Genomic DNA, 19508 nt, shown 5'->3' with positions numbered 1-19508 from the left:
GGAGGAACCCATGAGTAGAAAAGTTAAGTTGGGCATTATTGGATGCGGAATGATCGCCCAGCACCATATCAAGCATGCTGTGGAGTCCGATCACATTCAAGTATGTGCGGTTGCTGACATCAATAAGATGGCGGCAACTTCTACCGCAGAAAAATTCGGAGTTAATAAAGTATACTTAGATCCGAATGAGCTTCTAGCAGACACCGAAATCGAAGGGGTCGTGCTTGCCTTACAAACGAAATACAGATATGAGCTTGCATTGAATGCGTTTTCGAATGGGAAACACGTTCTACTGGAAAAGCCTGCAGGCATGGATACGGATGAGGTTCTCCGGATGATAGCTGCCAGAGGAGATTTAATTGCTGGATGCTGCTCGTCTCGGTTCACTTTTTTCGAATCGGCTCAAGCTGCAGCTACATTTGTAAGCACAGGCGCACTTGGGGAACTTCGGGTGATCCGGTGCCGTAATATCGCTCCAGCAACTCCGACGAAAACACCGCCACTTGTTTGGCAATACAGCAAATCAGTGAACGGAGGCGGAGTCCTGGCCGATTGGGGTGTGTATGATTTGGATTATATTCTTGGTATCACAGGATGGTCGCTCAAACCAGAAACGGTGTTCGGCCGTATATGGAACATCTCGCCTCCGTATGAATCTTACATAGCGCAAGAATCGGATGCCGAAACACACGCGATTGCTTTAATCGGATGTAAGGGAGGTACGGTCATCAACTTTGAACGCGGTGCCATTATGCCTGGGAACCGCGAGCATGCGTGGCAAATTGTTGGCACGAAAGGAACCCTAGATTTACACTTACTTCCATCGGACCAGAAAGAAATCATATTCCATGAGGCTTCCCCCGAGAAAGGTGTAATTCGGCATACAATTTGGAAGGGCGCCGATACCTGGTCTGCTGTTCATGCTGGCCCTATTACGGATTTCGCCGCTTCGATTCGGGATCGCCGGCAGCCCGGCACAAATCTGGAAAATTCCTTGACCATTCAGATGATTATCGACTCGATTTACAAGTCTTCTGAGACGGGTACAATTTCCTCAATTTATTGAGAAGCGGAGGTAAGAACAATGAACATTATCGGATATAGCTCGAATCTATATGTCTGGCAGGAGCGTTATAAAACCGATGGACGCGATACGTCCCTTGAAACAATTATTCGTGATTGTGCAGAGGCGGGTCTGGATGCTGTTGAAGTTACACCGACACAGGAAATTGTAAACATAGTACAGTCAAATGGTTTAAAAATTTCAGGCACATATTTGGGGATTTCCCTGCATGAACCGTACGAAGCACTTCAGGTCGAGGAAACCATCTTATCCACCGCAAATAGGTTGGTCGCAGCCGGAGGGACCGACTTGATTCTTAACGCGAACCCTAAGGGAGAGTGGGCTAACCCTCAGAAGAAGTCAGAAGAGGAGCTCAAACGACAGGGGGACAATATGTCAAGGATTGCTCATTTGGTGCAGCCTCTCGGTCTAACAGTCTCCTTGCATAACCATGCAGCTGCTTTCGCATTGGCTGAGGGAGACTTGCGCTCCGTCGTCGACTTTTCCGATCCGCTTGTCGGGCTATGTGTAGATACGGGTTGGGCGCACACAGCGGGACATGACCCGATTCAGTGGGTTCTTAATTATCCTAAGCGTATAGCCGCATTTCATTTAAGAAATCAGTTTGGCACTACACCGACTGAGGATTTGCTTGATGGGGAAATTAACATCCCCATGCTCTTCGACATTCTATGTGATATTCGATATACAGGTTGGATGGGCATGGAACTATGGCATACTCCCAAGACGAACCCACAGCGATCGATGATAGAGAACGTGAACCGATCGATACAGTTTTTGAAAAGCCTTGTTCAACAAAATTAAAGCAACACGGCAAGAAATGAGGAGCATATCACGCTGATATGCTCCTTTTTTTATTGCCAAATGGCGTCAAGGTTTATTCCCTTCATGAATCTTTCAATTTACGACAAAATAGTTTGAAACTTAAATTCAAAAGGTAACAATTTATACGAAATATTATTTTAGGCGTTCGACAAATAGTAACAACTTTATTATAGCTATCTGTTTTATAATAACTATGTCGACTTATTGAACAAGAACGGAGAAATGTAATGGAGCAATTCATCTTAGAAAAAATTGAAACACTGCGTCTTCAAATGGTTCAAGAAGCATTAGTACAATGCAATCTTTCACATGAAAATGTTGTTGCAATTAGCCACGAATTGGATAGATACATCGCTTTATATCAGAAGCTGAAATTGGGTACTTTACGAGTGATCGAGCAAAATGACAAATTATTAGTTGCTTACTAGGAATACGACGAGATTATCCAGCAAATTCTGTAAGAGAACAAGAACATAAATCTAAAATGATTGAACTGTGACCCGCATGATGGACTCTTTGAAAAGAGTGCACTCTTACGGGTCTCATTTATGTTTTATTCAAACTATGAGAATGGAAATAAACAGGGAGATTTCTAGATATACAATTAGAGCACAAAATGACATGTTTTAAAGTTAAAGAACATGTTCAAACCAAGTCTCGTTGACTACTCTGAATATATCGGTAAAGGGGGCTTTCATGATCTGGAATCGAGATTTTAGAACGAGCGAAGGGATGTGATCATGCATGTAAAATAGGTCGTTTTTGCCTTTGAACGATAAGTCCATCATGTAAAGGAGTGATTTTTACTTATGCAAAAACTAGTCAAATCATTTTTCATGAGCTTCGTTCTTCTATGCCTATTCCTGACGTCTACTTTACCAGCTTCTGCGGCAGGTTCAGAATCGCCTATCGTGATAGGACTTAAACCTGGAAATATTGGATGCCAGCCCGGTACAGAGGAACCGTCTCTGAGCACCGAGTACAAGAATCGTATAGTCGATTCGTTGACTACGACACAAGATGTTTACGGCCAGCAGATTCTTGCCAAACCTGAAGGACCCACTTATGACAACGTGAAGGACTTTTTCACACCCATTATGTACGCAATTGCCCCGGCTGCGCAGGGAGGATTTTTAACGGATACAGGAGTCTACTATATCCCATTTGGGCAGCCGCAACAGCCGACCGAGCGTGGAGACTTGGCATTGACCGTAGCTGATGGTAGTCAGATTATCTCGAACAAAGCTGATAACCTTAGTCTTAGCACGAAAATTTTTGTTGGTGCGAGTGGTCAAGAGCAATTCGGATCTTGTTTAGCCAACCTAAGCACTCCTGCCTTATACAAGGGATATCTTCCGATCCTGCAGCTGCAATATCGCGATCATGACGGGATCGAGTATCAAGAGGAGTCGCTCGCAACCAACATGCCAGGTACCAATACTGTGGCCAGCTACATAAAAATTACAGCCAAACGCGGCCATGGGAAAACGGACCACAAGCCTACTAACATCAGATTTCAGGTATGTAGCAACTGTAATCTTCACCAAGAGGGGAATCAATTGATCGACGATCAGGGTCGCACCTATCTGTATTTCAGCCCCGGTGCCACGTTCAGCAATTCTGATCTGGTCTACAACCTTGATAAACTAAATAATGGAATTGGTGATTCCGTCTACGTCGTGAGACCGGTCACCCCGATCGCCAATGCTCCCGCAGTCCAAGCGGATAAAAGCGGACAGGAACAGGCTCGGGACAATTCTACGACATACTGGGAGAGTAGGTTGTCGGAAGGAAATCTCTTCCAAGTCCCTGAGAGTAATATCATGGATGCCCAGCGTAACCTTTTGATTCAGGATCTGCTTATGAATTGGCGGTATAGCTTGGGAAATGCTTACGAGGCTTTTTATCAGCCGGAAAGCAGTACCACAATGGGGACGCTTGGACGCTATGGATTCACCAACGTTTATAAACAAGCTCTGCAGGACTTATTGCCCAAATCCAAAGGCATCGCCCGTCGCAACTGGGAAATTGGGGAGAAACTTTCTTATGCTGCCGACTATTACCGATTAACGGGCGACCCTTCTCTGATTATCGAAAATCTGGAGGCGTACAAAGCTTATGCAGTTGATCTAGCAGCCCAACATGCTGTCGATCCCAATCATCTGCTGGAACGTCAGCAATACTCCAGTGATGTTCCGAACAAAGTCTATGGACTGCACCAAATTGGGACGGCGCTCTTCGGTTTGCAAAATATGGTTTCCGTATGGAGAGAACTGGGTCAAACAGATCTGGCCAACCAATACGGCCCGATTGCAGACGATCTGCGAGGCTGGTTTGATAAAGCCATAAAACAATCTAGCACTTTATTGTCGGATGGCAGCCTATTCACGCAGGCAATGCTTCTGGATAAGGAAGATCCTTATGACCATCTGCCAGTAACTGTACTGGGCAGTTATTGGAATCTGGTTGCTCATTACGGATTCGCAGCTCAGGTATACGCTCCTGGTACTCCTGAAGCGAAAGCAACGCTCCAATATCTCTATAACCATGGATCTCGTCTGATGGGGCTGCTAAAGGTTCGGGACGGCGCGATCAACAACGTTTACGAGGCTGAGCACATTAAGTTTTTGGCAGATAACGACCAATCCGATCAGATGGTCCTGAGCCTTTACAATCAACTTGCTCACGGTATGACAAGAAACACCTTTATTACCGGCGAAGCTGCTAGCGTTGGCCCACTTGCCTCCAAATGGCCCAAGCAGTTCGGCATCTGTGCAAAAGACCCTTGTCCGCCGCCTAGCTTTGATACCGGCTGGGGATCAAACGAGTATTACCGGGGAATGTACCTCTCGCCGAACTCCGCCAACAACGGCTTCTTTTTGAGACTATTGCGGCTTATGCTAATCAATGATGTGACCAACAACAAAGGGGAGCCGCAAAGCTTGCAGCTGGGCTTTTCGACCCCAAGGGGCTGGCTAGAGAAAGGCAAGAAAATTCAAGTTAAGGATGCTCCTACCTTATTCGGACCTGTCAGCTATACCATTACGTCCAAAATCGACCATAATCAAGTAACGGCTGACATGGATATACCTAGCCAGAAACCAATTGGCGAACTACAGCTGCGGCTTCGGGTACCTGCAAACAAACAGCTAATCGGCGTCAAGATAAATGGTCAGACCTACACCAAATTCAATGCTAATAACGAGACAATTGATCTGACAGGACTTACAGGCAAACTCAACATAAGTGCTGAATATCGTTAATTCAGTTTCTATTGGAGATCGCTTTTCGGGTACTTCCCGTAGCGATCTCCTTTTGAATTCCAGCCAAACCGGGAATATAGCGGAGGCATCTGACCAGTGGATCGACTGCATTTTCTAAACGAATGGGCAGGATTGTATAGTGTCGAGCTGGAATTATTTCATCGTATAACAAGACGCATTTTTCATGGAGGATGTACATGTTGAAACCATTATTTGGCGTATTGCCGACTGATAAAAGAATAGCGGGCATTCACAGCATACCCATAACAGATGACGGATCACTTATTATGGTTTGGGATAAAAATGAAAAAAAACTTACTACGATTGGTGGTAGAATAGAAAATAATGAGGATTTAGATGCTGCTCTTGATCGTGAGGCAATCGAAGAAGCGGGTCTTATTTTAAAACCATATAGACTGCCTATTGCATCGTGGTATTGGGAAAGTACGGATACATATACTGTTTTCGTTTTAGCAAAAGTTAAGGAGTATGTTGAAATGCCAAAAGGCTTTGAGACAACTGGGCGTGTTATCATGAATATCGAAACCGCAAGCCAGATGATTTTAAGAATGGAAGGAAAAGGGTTACGTACAGTACTCCTAGATATCGTTGAAGCTGTTTATGATCAGTTCTTATCAGTTCACTAACTTGTTGAATATCTGCAATACTTATCACATAAGTATTGGTAGCATATGGAAATAATTGGTATGAGCAGATCCCACTAATTTGTTGAAATTATTGTTGGATCGGTTTCCTTTTTCAAAGGGATATGAATGAGGTGAGGGTCGAATGGAACTAATTTTGACGAATGATTTGGCTAAGCGCATTGAGCTTTCAGATTTTGAAGTGATGTTCGGACGGATGAATGCAATTCGAAGCCGAAGTGGTAATCCCTATCAAGTAGAGGTAAGAAAGTTTGGACAATCTACAGCTTTATCAGTCATGGGACTTCCCAATGATTTCAACAAATTGTGGTGTTTTGAGGCGTCAGATTTGCCCTTTTTGGATCAAATTCTGAAATTTTACGATTCCCGTAATCCTGATTTTAAAATTGATCTCATTCCAACAAATGTATCTGATGAAATGACATTAAAACTCAGCCAAAAAGGTTTTTTTCAGGAAGGGTTTCATACTGCCCTATACACAACAGCACCAAACATATTTGAAATAGAAAAGTCTTCTGCTCAAATCCTGAAAGTACAAGATGTTGATGTTCAATTATTTAGTGAAATTTTTTGTAAATCCTTAGAATTGCCTCCCACTATTGCAGAATGAAGAATCTTTCTCCTTTCTGCAACACGACCCTTCTTGGTCGTTATACCTAGGATTCCTTGGAAACGAGCCTGCTGGATTTTCTATGTTGTACATGGCAGATGATGGGGTAGGCTGTCTGGCGATGGCAGGAACAATTCCAGCATTTAGGGGTAAGGGTTTACAACAAGCCATGTTGCATAGGTGATTAAAAGATGCGAAAACAAAAGGGTGCAATCTGATTGTGTCTCAATGTGAGTTTGGTACAACTTCATTTCGAAATTTGCAGAGGTTAGGATTTCGGGTTGCCTTCACAAAGTCTGTATGGAAACGCTCGGCAGCTGGTATAAGATCAGCTGCCGTATTCAATTTGTAGGCAGGATAATGGAATAATGGAGGCGAAGGATTCTGTTAAGTATTGGAATATTTTTGAATATTGAAGCGTCTAACAAAAATCAACATAAAAAGGAGTTGTGACATGAAAAAAAGAGCGCTGCTTTTAGGATTTATAGCATTATTCGGGTGTGCGGCGGCTCAAGAGGTATCCGCAACAACTACAATTGCAATAGAGGATTCATCTCCAACGAAGACAATTACCTTATTTGAAAACACAAACTTGCTAGGTGAAAACGGGCAGACTATCGGAATCCTAGCTTCTCAAACGGTTACAATATTGGACATCAAGCAACGGAGAGTTGGGCATGGAGAAGGATATTTGGTACCTATTTACTTGATTTCGACCTGGCTGGGAAATGCATGGATAATGCCAAACAACGCGCTACTTGGGAATCAAAAGTCGGTCGATACGAAATTGGAGATTTTCGGTGTGGAGTCACTCTATAGCGATCCAGGTCTTACCAATCCTACAGGGATGCAATTGGCACCACAAACTGTAAAAGTGAAAGCAAAGTGGGAAAACCGCTACTTGATTGATACGATGAAAGGAGAATGGTGGATCGAACCCCGTTACACTGCTTTATTCGAGGTAAGAGAGGTCAGGAATGAAGTCCAGTTAGTAAGTACTACGAAGCTTTTTCGTTCTCCAGATGGTATGGAAACGGGATCCGCTTTGAGCCCACAAAAGGTGATGGTGAATGAAATTTGGCAAGATTGGTGTCGAATCGATTCCTGGTTGGGACCTGTCTGGATTCAGCTTCAGGGTGCTGAGTAATATAATGACATGGACTTGAAGTAACGGGGAGGATAATGGGAAAGTCTGGAGAAGAGATTAAAGTGAAGGTATAGTGAAGAAGAAGCGGTTGTGGTTTACCTATTCTTGGCACAAGGAGAGAGTCTTCATGAAAAGCATCACATTTCAAAATCGCATATCCATTCAGGCGTCTGCCGCAGATATCTACGCATACCTGATGGATCCAGGACATCTTACCCACCTACACCCACTCATTATTGGCGTTAATCCACTTCAAAGTGAAAGTGCAGGGAGCACCCGGGTCGAAATTCAAGACAAGATAATGCTGTTTGGGCGAATCCCTTTTTATAAAAAGTACGAAGCTTCGTTCACTTCGATCGAGGAGAATCGGCAGTTGATACTGGAGACGTTTACTTCACCTAAGATTCACATTAGAAATACGATTACCCTTTCTGAATCGGGTAATGAAACATGGGTCGAAGAACGAGTGATCATTGAAGTTTCTACGTTAATTGCGAGATTCGTGATGAAACAAATCGAATTTTCACACGGTGAAATGCTAAAATCGCTCAAAAAAATTTTGGAAACGGATAAAACTACTTGATGCATTTTAATTATGTGACCATATAACTGTTTATGAGTCATACAATGAGAGGAGTCTTGATCCTATGAAAAAAACTTCGCTTCGTGTTCAAGATGCTTCTGGCTGGACAATGTTCGTCTTTGGGGCTCTAGCATTTTTACTCGGACTTGTGGGCTTGATCTATCCCGAATTTCTATTAACTCTTCTCGGTTTCACAGTAGTAGATCCTACTGCACGTGCCAATGGTGATTATACGCTTGTCTTTATGATGGCTTCATCCATGGCTTCCTTTAACATGGGGGCGTATTATATATTAGCTGCATTAAAAAATCTTAAAACCTTCTACTTCTGGACTGTCCCATTCCGAATGGTCACATTTACGGTCTTCACATTAGCAGCACTTTCTCATCTCGCTCCTATGCGCTTCATCGGAGTGGGAGTGTGGGAGGGCGTAGGTGCTCTGGCAACAGGAATTGCCTTGTACATTGAATCGCGTAGTCATGCGTCCCGATTGTGACAATCGAAAAGATTGAAACTTAGATCCACAGCCCATTGCTGTGGGTCTCTTTTTGTAATTAAGCTAACCGTTTTTTATTGATTGAAAAATATGCTAAGAATCCATTGATGCCGCTTCGGCTGTTCCGATTTCAATCGCTCGTTACGTCAAATATTATCGGGTTTTTGATGTATTCTTATACGACCGGCTTTTACTCTGATCGTGTCACACAATGAAGAAGCCAATTGTCTTAGTAGTGACAAAAATTATAGAGGTGAAAAATGAAAGGAAATTCATATTACTGGCGCAAACTGCACTCGCTACTCGGGGTAATTCCTCTCGGGGGTTTTATTCTGGTGCACGTATCGATCAACTTTCAATCGTTTGAGCGCGGCCCCGAAGGGTTCGCTACCTTTGTGCATCTCATTAACAGTTTGCCGCTTAAACCGTTGCTCGAGATTTTTGGGATCTATCTGCCGATTTTGTTTCACGGGATTTATGGGCTGTACATGGCCTATCAGTCCAATCTGAACTCGGGTCAATACTCATATGGCCGTAACTGGGCGTTCACTCTTCAACGCATTACGGGGGTTCTTACGTTTATTTTTGTTTTCTGGCATTTTTTCAATACGCGTTTTCAAGTTTACTTGGGTAATATTACGCATGAGGAGCTTGGTTCGACGATGCATCAAATTGCCATAAATCCCGTGTTCTTTGTCATTTACGTCATCGGCGTGTTGTCAGCAGTATTCCATTTTAGCAATGGCCTTTGGGCATTCCTGATTAGCTGGGGCATTACGATTTCACCACGTTCACAAAAAATTTCCGCTACAATTTGTATGGGTGTTTTTGCACTTATTTCCTTGCTCTTCATTCTTTCGCTCATTGCTTTTACTGGCAATGAATTCAAATAAACGATATGAATTCGTTCAATAGAGCACTATCTCTTGGATTTAAGGTCTTTAAGGATTGTGATTTTTATGCTGTATTATGGAAATAATAAAAAAACTTGAATCATGTCACACATTGAAACTGCCAATTGTCTTAATAGTGTCAAACAAAATAACAACCTGTTAGATTGCTATAAAACAACAATAGCCTGTAAATAATAGGCTAAAACTAGGGGGATTATTATGAAAATTGTAGTTATTGGCGGTAGTGGACTTATTGGGAAAAAACTAGTGAAAAACCTTAATGAACTAGGCCATGAGGTTGTGGCAGCATCACCTTCCTTAGGTATCAACTCGGTTACAGGAGAGGGATTGGCTGAAGCGATTAGTGGCGCACAAGTTGTTGTAGATGTTACGAACGCTCCTTCTTGGGAGGACAACGCAGTTCTAGAATTCTTTAAAACATCTACTCGAAATCTCCTCGAAGCTGAAGTTGCCGCTGGCGTGAAACACCACGTTGCATTGTCGGTTGTTGGTACGGATGGCCTTCTTGAAAGTGGTTATTTCCGAGCGAAGATGGCACAAGAAGAATTGATTAAAGCTTCCAAAGTTCCCTATACAATCGTTCGCGCGACACAGTTCTTCGAGTTCGTTGAAGCCATTGCACAATTCTCGACTGAAGGGGAAATCGTTCGTATGCCGTCTGCCCCAATACAACCAATCGTATCGGATGATGTTGCTGCCGCGTTAGTGGATTTCGCTCTTGAAGCGCCTGTGAATGGTATCGTTGACCTGGCTGGTCCAGAACGTCTAGGTCTCGATGAACTCGTTCGTCGATTCCTGACCGCAAAAAAAGATACCAAACAGGTGGTTACTGACGATAAAGCACGCTACTATGGTGTTGAGATAGATGATAAAGATCATTCTCTCGTCCCTCGCGGCAATGCGCGCATCGCTACGACCCGTTTCGAGGATTGGTTAAACCGCTCTATGAGTCAGGTATAATAACCTGCATGGTCAAGAATACTTTATGAAAAAGAAAAGGAGACCCGGTAGTTAGAGGGTCTTCTTCTTCCATTGTCAAGGCATCTTAATGTGCACTACGTCGGCTGCGGCCGTTAAGTAGCTTTGGGTTTTCTCCAGTACCAAAGGGTGCTAAAGATGAGATAGAGTCCCATGACTGCCGCAATCAGTATAAGGGTAAAGTCCGACATGTTCTCCATGGAATCAAGCCAACCGATTTTTTTCATGCCGAACAGACTGAAGTTAAACACGATCCCAATCAGAAGAATGGACCATATGGATGACAGGCGTACATAGATGGATCCATAAATGAATCCTAACGCTACACCCAGAAGCTGCATCGCAATTCCTCCCGGTTGCAGCACCGCAATAATCAAAGCAATGACTAGAATTGGCCAAAATACGTGAACATGTTTCCTGGCTTCGTTAAACATGATACCAAAGAACAGGATCAGTTCAAGTGCAGTGGTGAGAACGGAGGAAAGTATAATGTAAACGAAAGGAACAGAGGCGAAATATTCTTCTGTAAAATCATTGAACGTTGTAAAGTTGTAGTAAAGAAGTAGTTTCATGGAGGCAGCGTTTAATAAAGTGAACGCCAGCCCAATTGTTATCATGTGAACCGAAAAGCTCGGACTGATCGGCGAGAAGCTGCTAAGATTCCAGAAGCTTACCGGTTTCTGTTTCAAAAGCCGATATTTAATGGCGTAAATAATTGCGGAAATAGCGATAGTAATTATAAGTACCATGAATACCTGGATTGGGATGTTTTTTCCTTTTCCGAACTGCCCCCATCCTAATACAGGATCAATGACGCTATTATAGAGGAAGATCACTAGAATGATGACTGTCAAATAGAGTAAGTAATTTCCCATCATTGATAAATATCTCTTCATGAGAATCGCCGCCTTTCATTTTTAAAAAACAAACTAACCCACCCTTATTCAGAATATTCCTATGCCTTGAATAATATATGAATTCTTACTTTATTTAGCGAAATCATATGAAGGGCAAGTTTCTTCTGTTTTTCACTGTATCAGCTTGTGTGCATGTTTCAAACTGGATCAGAAGGAGATATACAATCCATATCGAATAATCATAACGATGAAGTATAAGGAAGTATTTGGAGATTAAACTTACTAACGGTATTTCAACTATGGGGTGGTGAATTTGCGTAGCAATAGAGTGATTAACCCATTGACCGTGAGAGCAATTCGTATTATGACAGCTCTTGTTAGATTATTACGTAACCCTTTCGCTACTTCTTCGCTTAGGAAAAGAATTGTCGTAACTCTGATATCTAGCTTCTTAGGGTGTTCCATTTTAATGGCAGCTGTCTCATACAATGCGATTAACACGATGCAGCAAAACAAAATTAAAACGAACATGGCCTTCGATTTGTACCAGCAATCGATGAAGCTCACGCAAGTTTACTACAATTTGCTCCAAGTCACACAACAAATGACACCTCAAGGCAATGTCGGCAACCTCATGGATACGTATTTCTCCACTGACGATCTTTACAAGAGATATCAACTTTCGCTTAGCGTTTCGAATAATATCGGACTGATCTCATTTTCTAACCCGGCTATGGAGCTGGTGATGTACTATAACCCCGAGGATAAGCACCCTCTTTATTCAAATCTGCCATTGCGTGAAGATTTTACAATGCAATCTTTGCCTAATGTGGCTGGCAACGAGAGTATCAACTATCAATCGCCACATTTGTCGCTTTGCAGGTTCAGCGATGATCAGGTCGTTTCGGTGACGCGAGAAATCACTTTTTCCGACGGAACGAAACAAGTCATTTATGTCGAAGCCAAGTCCGATATCGCGACCGACATTAGTAAGCTTTCATCCAGTTTAAATTTACCGTACGTGCTGGTGTTGAGCGATCAAGAGGAGCAGGTTAAATACAGCAGCAATCCAAGTGTTTTTTCAGTCGGACAGAACTTAGTTTTGGGTGGGAGTTCGGGCATAACCGAAGGTTACATATGGGATCAGTTAGTTAGCGATTACGGTTATCATACCGCTCTTTTGCTACCCGTGGAGAGCTATAACCACGAATTTTACACTTGGAAAAATCATATGTTGTTAATATTGGGAATCGCTCTAATTATTCTTTTATCGATCGCTTTGCTGCTTCTGCGATTGATCAACAGACCGCTCCGCGTGTTCGAATCGGAAATGGTGGCGCTCGGAAGAGGGCACATGGGGGCGATGCAATATCGTACAGGCATTTCCGAATTTGACAAGCTATTTGATCAGTTTAATAAAATGAAGCAACAAATTCAGCAATTGATTATCGATGTTGAACACAAGGAGAAACGGCGGCATCAGTTAGAAATAGAGAAGCTCGCTTATCAGATAAACCCGCATTTTTTAATGAATACGCTTAATTCAGTCCGTTGGCTGGCAGTCATGCATCGGCAGCCTGAAATCGACAAGTTCGTGTCCACGCTGATTTTTTTGCTTAGTTACAATTTAGGGAAAACCCAGGAAACGGCAACGCTCCGAACAGAAACAAAGGTCATGCGCGCCTACCTTGATCTGCAGCAAAAGCGATACGATTTCCAAGTGACCTTGGATATTCCTGAGGGCAGCTATCTCGATACGCCTGTCGCCAGGTTTATCCTTCAACCTGTTGTAGAGAATGCTGTCTGTCATGGCCTTGATGAACACGGCAAGCTGGAAGTGCGCATTTCGCCTGACGAAATAGCTGGTGTCATCACAATCATGATTCGCGATGATGGCAAAGGACTTAGCGAGGAGACGCTTGCGCTGCTGCAGCGTGAATCACCTGATCAACAGCAGGGGGGCAGGGGGATCGGTCTGCGATATGTGCGGTCTATGTTGGAAGCGTTTTATGGGGATAGAGCCAGTCTGCATATTGAAAGCACTCCGAATCAAGGTACGGCGGTTACCATGTATCTCCCATATTGAAAGGAGAAACAGATATGATCAGTGTTTTAATTGTCGATGATGATAAACTCGCGCGAAAAGGACTAATTTCAATCATGCCATGGTCCGAGCATGGCATGCAGGTAGCTGGAGAAGCTGCTAATGGCGCTAAAGCATTGGAATTTCTAGAGCAGCATGCCGTGGATCTCATGTTTGTCGACATCTCCATGCCTGTAATGTCAGGATTAGAACTGATACAGGCGGCACGAATAAAGCACCCGAGTTTGCGTTCCGTGATGCTTACGTTTCATGAAGATTTTGAAAATGTGCAAACAGCTTACCGATTGGGAGTTCTCGATTATATTTCCAAAGTGCGATTAGAGTTGGAGGATGACCAGCAAATTCTCAAGCGAATCCGGCATAAACTGGTTGACGAATTTCCTCAGCATATTCCGAAAACCGGGTCAACAGTGCCTGTTCAAAATGCTATTTCTGGAGATGAGAACGGTTTCCGAGATGATGAGCAATGGCGCAAGCTAGAACAAGATTGGCGCTCGTTATACTGGCTGTATAATGATGCTATTTTCCAGCATTTATGCACGCAAACAATAGAGTCGAATCGTTCAGTTCGCCGTCTAGAGGGGTTATTCATGCGAGTGATCTCGCAAGTTGATATCGCCGCTCAACTCGATACGGGGTTCTGGTCTGAAATCGATGACATCCGGTCGGCGGTTGAATGGATTCGCCGCTACCGGATGTTAATCTATTCGCAGGTAACAAAGTCATCCGATTTAACGAAAACGATGATTTGCATGCTCAAGGCGGTGCTGTTCATTCGCCAGCATACGGCTGAAACGCTGCATGCAGAGGATGTTGCCGAACATGTGAATATGAGCCGGAGCTATTTTAGCCAATGCTTTAAAAAGTTAACAGGGTCGACATTCAACGATTATCTCCGGCAAGAACGGATCCGTGCTGCTGAGCGGCTCTTATGCGAAACTAATCGGCCAGTGACATGGATTGCCAATGCTGTCGGGTATGGTGACTCCAAGTACTTTTCGCAGATTTTTCAAGAGCAGACGCAGCTGCTGCCATCCGAATTTCGTGCACAATTCAATAGGGAGAATTGATCACTGAAAATCGAACAAATGCCCCCCTTACATGCAATAGCTCATTATAAACACGATACATCCTTCAGACTTTTTATCTAAACCTTCAATGTATAATAGGGATGAAAAGATACAAGGGAGGGATTAGGTTGAAAAGAAAACTTGTAAGCGTACTCCTGACGACATTTCTGGTTTCTAGCATGGCAGCTTGTACTTCTCCAAATGAAACAAAGGAAACGAAGACGCCATCAACATCTGATGTAAAAGCTTCCTCAACACCAGATGTGAAAGCGCCTTCAACTACAAGTACAGCACAAACAACTGGTGATGATGCAGCCTTTTCCAAATTTCCGTCTCCGGTCGATGTTCATATCGGCATGGTTGTGGATCCGACAGACAAAACGTTGCCGCAAGGTGACAGTGTAGGCAATAACCAATATACCCGCTATCTGAAGGAGAAGTACAATATCAACATTATTGTTGATTGGACGGCAGCAACTGGCAATGACTATAAGCAGAAGGTTAGCCTATCCATTGCATCAGGCAAACTTCCAGACGGTATGGTCGTTGACGACCGGTCCTTTATGACGAAAGCCGCCAGTTCGGGATTACTGTACGATATCACCGATTCGTTCAACCAGTATGCCTCTTCTCAAGTAAAGGAAATTATGGCAAGCACACAAGGACGTGCGTTAGAAAACGCAAGCTTCAAAGGCAAAATGACATCTCTCCCTAATATCACAGTGGATACCGATGGCGTTCACATCATGTGGATTCGCAAAGATTGGCTCGATAAACTGAATATGCCAGTGCCCAAGACGGTTGCAGATATCGAGAAAACAGCTAAAGCGTTCATCGATAACAAGTTTGGCGGGGACAAAACAATCGGCATTGCAGGCCCATCAAAGAATACGTTCCCTTACGCAACTTTCCTGGTTTCTTCCAATAACATGGGTGGATTCGATCCGTTATTCGGCGCTTTAGATGCATATCCGGGCTATTGGCTGGATAATGGAAATGGCTCGGTCACCTATGGAACGACTACGGACAATACGAAGAAGACACTTTCTTTACTGGCTGATTGGTATAAGAAGGGACTCATTGACCCTGAGGTTGGTACCCGTGACAACGTAGGGGATCCGATCAATGCGAACAAGGCAGGTATATTCTTTGGTCCGTGGTGGAATGGCGGATACGGAAATGGCGATTCCTTCAAAAACGACCCGAATGCCAATTGGCAAGCCTATCCTGTATATACGGATGATGGCAAATGGAATACCCATATGAAGACTACAGGCAGTACGTATACACTCATCAGTAAAAACGCGAAACCGGATGTTGTCAAAGCTATTCTCATTATGAATAACGCGCTTGTTCGCGATGAGGCTACTTTTAATTTATCCGTCAATGTGGGTTGGTATCCGCTGCGCAACGTGATGGCGGCAGCTAATGAAACTGAGTATGAGTATACCGAGCTTCTCAAAGTGTTAAACGGGCAGAAGAAACCTGAAGATTACAATGTACCTAATAGCTTGTATAAATTGATGTATGCGGATGCGAAGAAAGTACAAAACGTTATTAAACCGCCATACGACAACTTAAATGTCAGCAACTTCGACAAAACAAATTTCGGTGATTTCCAGCGTCTATATTCGCTTATGATTGGCGACCGTTCATTCTCAACAATCCCGATCAATAAAAAAGTGTTCAGCGTAACCTATAACCAAACAGCGACGATGGAGACCAAATGGGCAAACTTGAAAAAGATGGAGGATGAAACTGTACTAAAAATCATCCTTGGCCAAGCGTCAATCGATACTTTTGATAAGTTTGTTAAAGATTGGAAAGCTCAGGGCGGGGATCAGATCACAGCGGAAGTAGCGGATCTCCTAAAAAAATAACATGTATTCACTTGCAAAAGGCGTTGGTGGACTCAACGCCTTTTGCAAATTTTTAATATGGCTGTTGAGATGGGGGACAACCGTTATGAGGAAAATGGGCTTCCAAAAGCATTATTATTTCATGCTGCTTCCAGGCATGATTTGGCTTATTATGTTCAGTATTGTGCCGATGTTCGGCATCGTGATGGCATTTCAAAATTATAATCCCGGAATGGGTATTTTCGGTTCCGAGTGGGTAGGGTTGGAAAATTTTAAATATATGTTTCAACTGAATGACAGCAAATCGGTCATCATGAACACAGTTATTATCGCCGTGGGCAAAATTGTGTTCAATTTGGTAATCCCATTGATATTTGCGATTTTGCTGAATGAGCTTACCAACTTGCGCTACAAAAAGTTTGTTCAGACGGTCGTTTATTTACCGCACTTTTTATCTTGGGTCATTATGGCGACGATTGTTATCGGCATTTTCGGCTATTACGGCGTAGTAAACACGGTTATTCAAATGTTTGGGGGAGATCCCAAGCTTTTTATGGCTGATGCAAGTATATTTCGGCAGTTGGTTATCGGCACCGATGTGTGGAAAGAATTCGGTTACAATGCCATTATTTATCTCGCAGCACTGACAGGTGTCAACATGAATCTGTATGAAGCAGCGGCAATCGATGGAGCCAATCGTTGGCAGATGATAAGGAATATAACACTTCCGGCTTTAACGACAACGGTCGTACTGCTGGGAGTTCTAAGCCTAGGCAACGTGCTCAATGCGGGTTTCGATCAGGTATATAATCTCTATAATCCGCTTGTGTACTCAACGGGCGATATTTTAGACACTTGGGTTTATCGTTTAGGCTTGCAGAATCTGCAATTCTCACTAGCTACAACGGCAGGATTGTTCAAGTCAGTCATCAGCTTCGTGCTCATTGTTATATCATACCGTCTGGCGTACAGATATGCCGATTATACGGTATTCTAAAGGGGGGGTTGCAATGGTTAGAAATACGACTTTAGGATCACGTACTTTCGAAATTGTCAATGTGATTCTCCTCGGCTTGTTGCTGATTAGCTGCATATATCCACTATGGTATACCTTCTGTGTATCCATCTCTGATAAATCAGCTGCAAACGCAGGGCTGGTTACTCTCTACCCGATTGGTTTCTCATTAGCCTCATACAAAGAGATCATAAATGATAGTCTTTTCTTGAATTCATTCTGGATTTCTATTCAACGAACTGTGCTAGGTACGGCATTCTCCATGCTGATTAGCATTTTGATGGCCTATCCTCTGGCAAGACCTAAGAAAGATTTTAAGGCGCGCAATACGTTTATGTGGATCCTTGTTTTCTGCATGGTCTTTAATGGCGGTCTAATTCCATGGTATCTCACGATCCAACATTATGGTTTGATCAACTCCATCTGGGCGCTGGTGCTTGGCGGTGGTGTCCCGATCTTTAATGTTATTTTGATCATGAATTTTTTTCGGAATCTTCCTAAGGACCTCAGTGAAGCGGCAATTGTAGACGGTGCCGGCCCTTGGTCAACATTGTTTCGGATCTATATTCCTTGTTCTATCCCTGTACTAGCGGCAGTGGCGCTGTTTATCAGTGTGTATCACTGGAACGAGTTCTTTAATGGCCTGGTGCTGATGAACACTTCTGATAAATATCCGCTGCAAACCTATATCCAGCAGTTGGTTGTTAACATCCCGGTCGGCACAAACCTCACGCCTGAACAATATAAAAAGTTGTCTGAGTTATCCAACAGGACGCTTAATGCCGCCAAGGTCTTTATAGCCATGGTGCCGATGCTTATCGTGTATCCATTTTTGCAAAAATATTTCGTATCCGGAATAATGCTGGGAGCAGTGAAGGAATAACAGGAATGACAGGAATGACAGGAATGACAGGAATGACAACCCCCTCAAAGGATAGATAAACCATTGAACTAGTGGAGAACGATAGTTCAATAAAACAGCGGCTGCCATGGACTTAATTTCTCGTCCATGGCAGCCGCTGTTTGTATTTTTGAGTAATACTTATTCACACATAACCTTATAGGAAACCAAGAAGAGCTGGTTTTCCGATCAACAGTACCCCCTTATATCAACAAAATTAGACGAATCGTTTTAAAGGCTATGTATAAGGAGTGAAACACATTGGCGAATAATTACAAACGCTTCCTTCAGAATCAATACGAAAAAGCGATGTCCACTGCTTCCGAATTCATTTCTACACGAAGTGAAAAAGAAGAAGAAGAAGGCACTATAGAACTCAATCCGCAATATTATGTTGAGCTGAAAACAATCGCCGATATGCGAAATACGAACGTGCAAGCGATCGTTAATGGAATCATTGTCCAATTTCTGGAAAAAGTCACAAACGGATCAACCCCCATCTCAGTGGATCAAAAAGAAGATAACCCGCTGCTGTACTTGGATGGTATTTGCAAACTAGAGGTTTGAGGAGTGCTGATATATGGATGACCACTTGAACATTCGGGACGCAATTTTTCTGGATGAAACAGCTTTAGCTGCTTTAATGAACCCTGATGACCCAAACTATGCGAAAGCTCGTACCCTGTTTTTGGATTTGCATGATCTTGAACGTAATTACATGACTACCAACTCCATCATATTTGATCTTCACGAATGGCTTCGCAATGAATACGGCTATGAGCACGCGGAATATTTTCTGAATGCAATTGATAAAGCAGTGAGTAAAGGCAAGCTTGCGGTAATCTCAAGCGGCCACGAATTCGAGGGTGAATCACGCAGACTGCTTATGGACAGGCCCGAGCTCCGTTTCTCGCTCAGCGAAGCATTCACTGCTGTGACCATGTCCTATTATCAGGTGAAACGCATATTTACTTTCAATCGTAATTTTCTGAGGCTTGTCAATTTGGATAAGGATTTTCGAATCATTCCATCCAATTAATGGCCACTAAACAAAAACAGCCTGTCCTTCAAAGGGGCAGGCTGTTTTTGTTTTCGAGCTCAAGCCGATCCAGGCTTGAGCTTATTTCTTCTGCCTGT

General features: G+C 43.2%; 19 protein-coding genes. 18 read left to right on the top strand and 1 reads right to left on the bottom strand.

Annotated features, from left to right (window positions below; genetic code table 11):
- Nucleotides 1–10: 10 nt before the first annotated feature.
- From AC58QG_RS04355 to AC58QG_RS04305, 11 genes are all read left to right on the top strand, one after another.
- Nucleotides 11–1066, top strand: coding sequence for a Gfo/Idh/MocA family protein (locus AC58QG_RS04355; protein WP_497360874.1), 1056 nt, complete (start codon nt 11–13; stop codon nt 1064–1066).
- 18 nt (nt 1067–1084) lie between these two features.
- Entirely contained in the window at nt 1085–1888 is an 804-nt protein-coding gene (locus tag AC58QG_RS04350) for a sugar phosphate isomerase/epimerase family protein (protein WP_497360873.1), read from the top strand.
- A 248-nt stretch (nt 1889–2136) separates the two neighbouring features.
- On the top strand, nt 2137–2337 hold the full coding sequence (locus AC58QG_RS04345; protein WP_497360872.1) for an aspartyl-phosphate phosphatase Spo0E family protein: 201 nt from the start codon (nt 2137–2139) through the stop codon (nt 2335–2337).
- Between the two features lie 381 nt (nt 2338–2718).
- Complete coding sequence (locus tag AC58QG_RS04340; RefSeq protein ID WP_497360871.1) at nt 2719–5172, top strand: hypothetical protein; 2454 nt, start codon at nt 2719–2721, stop codon at nt 5170–5172.
- A 197-nt stretch (nt 5173–5369) separates the two neighbouring features.
- Complete coding sequence (locus AC58QG_RS04335) at nt 5370–5819, top strand: NUDIX domain-containing protein (RefSeq protein ID WP_497360870.1); 450 nt, start codon at nt 5370–5372, stop codon at nt 5817–5819.
- Nucleotides 5820–5961: 142 nt separating this feature from the next.
- Nucleotides 5962–6447 carry a hypothetical protein gene (locus AC58QG_RS04330; protein ID WP_497360869.1) on the top strand — a complete coding sequence of 162 codons (486 nt, stop codon included), beginning with the start codon at nt 5962–5964 and terminating at the stop codon, nt 6445–6447.
- Between the two features lie 454 nt (nt 6448–6901).
- Nucleotides 6902–7594, top strand: a complete 693-nt coding sequence (locus AC58QG_RS04325) for a hypothetical protein (RefSeq protein WP_497360868.1) — start codon at nt 6902–6904, stop codon at nt 7592–7594.
- A gap of 127 nt (nt 7595–7721) precedes the next feature.
- Entirely contained in the window at nt 7722–8177 is a 456-nt protein-coding gene (locus AC58QG_RS04320) for an SRPBCC family protein (protein WP_497360867.1), read from the top strand.
- A 64-nt stretch (nt 8178–8241) separates the two neighbouring features.
- Nucleotides 8242–8673, top strand: a complete 432-nt coding sequence (locus tag AC58QG_RS04315) for a hypothetical protein (protein ID WP_497360866.1) — start codon at nt 8242–8244, stop codon at nt 8671–8673.
- 260 nt (nt 8674–8933) lie between these two features.
- Entirely contained in the window at nt 8934–9566 is a 633-nt protein-coding gene (locus AC58QG_RS04310) for a succinate dehydrogenase cytochrome b558 subunit (RefSeq protein WP_497360865.1), read from the top strand.
- 219 nt (nt 9567–9785) lie between these two features.
- Nucleotides 9786–10547, top strand: coding sequence for an SDR family oxidoreductase (locus tag AC58QG_RS04305; RefSeq protein ID WP_497360864.1), 762 nt, complete (start codon nt 9786–9788; stop codon nt 10545–10547).
- A gap of 113 nt (nt 10548–10660) precedes the next feature.
- On the opposite strand, the gene AC58QG_RS04300 is transcribed toward AC58QG_RS04305, so the two are convergent.
- Complete coding sequence (locus AC58QG_RS04300) at nt 10661–11461, bottom strand: hypothetical protein (protein WP_497360863.1); 801 nt, start codon at nt 11459–11461, stop codon at nt 10661–10663.
- A 430-nt stretch (nt 11462–11891) separates the two neighbouring features.
- Between AC58QG_RS04300 and AC58QG_RS04295 the strand changes: the two genes are divergently transcribed.
- The 7 genes from AC58QG_RS04295 to AC58QG_RS04265 all read left to right on the top strand — a co-directional run bounded on the left by AC58QG_RS04295 (nt 11892) and on the right by AC58QG_RS04265 (nt 19410).
- Entirely contained in the window at nt 11892–13508 is a 1617-nt protein-coding gene (locus tag AC58QG_RS04295) for a sensor histidine kinase (protein WP_497360862.1), read from the top strand.
- 14 nt (nt 13509–13522) lie between these two features.
- On the top strand, nt 13523–14596 hold the full coding sequence (locus AC58QG_RS04290) for a response regulator (RefSeq protein ID WP_497360861.1): 1074 nt from the start codon (nt 13523–13525) through the stop codon (nt 14594–14596).
- 128 nt (nt 14597–14724) lie between these two features.
- Complete coding sequence (locus AC58QG_RS04285) at nt 14725–16476, top strand: extracellular solute-binding protein (protein WP_497360860.1); 1752 nt, start codon at nt 14725–14727, stop codon at nt 16474–16476.
- 85 nt (nt 16477–16561) lie between these two features.
- Entirely contained in the window at nt 16562–17452 is an 891-nt protein-coding gene (locus AC58QG_RS04280) for an ABC transporter permease (RefSeq protein WP_497362777.1), read from the top strand.
- 13 nt (nt 17453–17465) lie between these two features.
- A complete protein-coding gene (locus AC58QG_RS04275) occupies nt 17466–18353 on the top strand; it encodes a carbohydrate ABC transporter permease (protein WP_497360859.1) in 888 nt (295 codons plus the stop codon).
- 279 nt (nt 18354–18632) lie between these two features.
- Nucleotides 18633–18938 (top strand): hypothetical protein, encoded by a 306-nt coding sequence (locus AC58QG_RS04270; RefSeq protein ID WP_497360858.1) that lies wholly within the window; start codon nt 18633–18635, stop codon nt 18936–18938.
- A 13-nt stretch (nt 18939–18951) separates the two neighbouring features.
- Entirely contained in the window at nt 18952–19410 is a 459-nt protein-coding gene (locus AC58QG_RS04265; RefSeq protein WP_497360857.1) for a type II toxin-antitoxin system VapC family toxin, read from the top strand.
- Nucleotides 19411–19508: the final 98 nt, after the last annotated feature.

This window comes from Paenibacillus sp. J22P169 (assembly GCF_059691995.1).
Note: the sequence above shows the minus strand (reverse complement) of the source record. Positions and strands in the feature narration are given on the sequence as shown.

Bases quoted from the DNA above. Each gene is read 5' to 3' on its own strand.
- AC58QG_RS04355 (WP_497360874.1), top strand. From the start codon at position 11: ATGAGTAGAAAAGTTAAGTTGGGCATTATTGGATGCGGAATGATCGCC.
- AC58QG_RS04350 (WP_497360873.1), top strand. From the start codon at position 1,085: ATGAACATTATCGGATATAGCTCGAATCTATATGTCTGGCAGGAGCGT.
- AC58QG_RS04345 (WP_497360872.1), top strand. From the start codon at position 2,137: ATGGAGCAATTCATCTTAGAAAAAATTGAAACACTGCGTCTTCAAATG.
- AC58QG_RS04340 (WP_497360871.1), top strand. From the start codon at position 2,719: ATGCAAAAACTAGTCAAATCATTTTTCATGAGCTTCGTTCTTCTATGC.
- AC58QG_RS04335 (WP_497360870.1), top strand. From the start codon at position 5,370: ATGTTGAAACCATTATTTGGCGTATTGCCGACTGATAAAAGAATAGCG.
- AC58QG_RS04330 (WP_497360869.1), top strand. From the start codon at position 5,962: ATGGAACTAATTTTGACGAATGATTTGGCTAAGCGCATTGAGCTTTCA.
- AC58QG_RS04325 (WP_497360868.1), top strand. From the start codon at position 6,902: ATGAAAAAAAGAGCGCTGCTTTTAGGATTTATAGCATTATTCGGGTGT.
- AC58QG_RS04320 (WP_497360867.1), top strand. From the start codon at position 7,722: ATGAAAAGCATCACATTTCAAAATCGCATATCCATTCAGGCGTCTGCC.
- AC58QG_RS04315 (WP_497360866.1), top strand. From the start codon at position 8,242: ATGAAAAAAACTTCGCTTCGTGTTCAAGATGCTTCTGGCTGGACAATG.
- AC58QG_RS04310 (WP_497360865.1), top strand. From the start codon at position 8,934: ATGAAAGGAAATTCATATTACTGGCGCAAACTGCACTCGCTACTCGGG.
- AC58QG_RS04305 (WP_497360864.1), top strand. From the start codon at position 9,786: ATGAAAATTGTAGTTATTGGCGGTAGTGGACTTATTGGGAAAAAACTA.
- AC58QG_RS04300 (WP_497360863.1), bottom strand. From the start codon at position 11,461: ATGAAGAGATATTTATCAATGATGGGAAATTACTTACTCTATTTGACA.
- AC58QG_RS04295 (WP_497360862.1), top strand. From the start codon at position 11,892: ATGGCAGCTGTCTCATACAATGCGATTAACACGATGCAGCAAAACAAA.
- AC58QG_RS04290 (WP_497360861.1), top strand. From the start codon at position 13,523: ATGATCAGTGTTTTAATTGTCGATGATGATAAACTCGCGCGAAAAGGA.
- AC58QG_RS04280 (WP_497362777.1), top strand. From the start codon at position 16,562: ATGAGGAAAATGGGCTTCCAAAAGCATTATTATTTCATGCTGCTTCCA.
- AC58QG_RS04275 (WP_497360859.1), top strand. From the start codon at position 17,466: ATGGTTAGAAATACGACTTTAGGATCACGTACTTTCGAAATTGTCAAT.
- AC58QG_RS04265 (WP_497360857.1), top strand. From the start codon at position 18,952: ATGGATGACCACTTGAACATTCGGGACGCAATTTTTCTGGATGAAACA.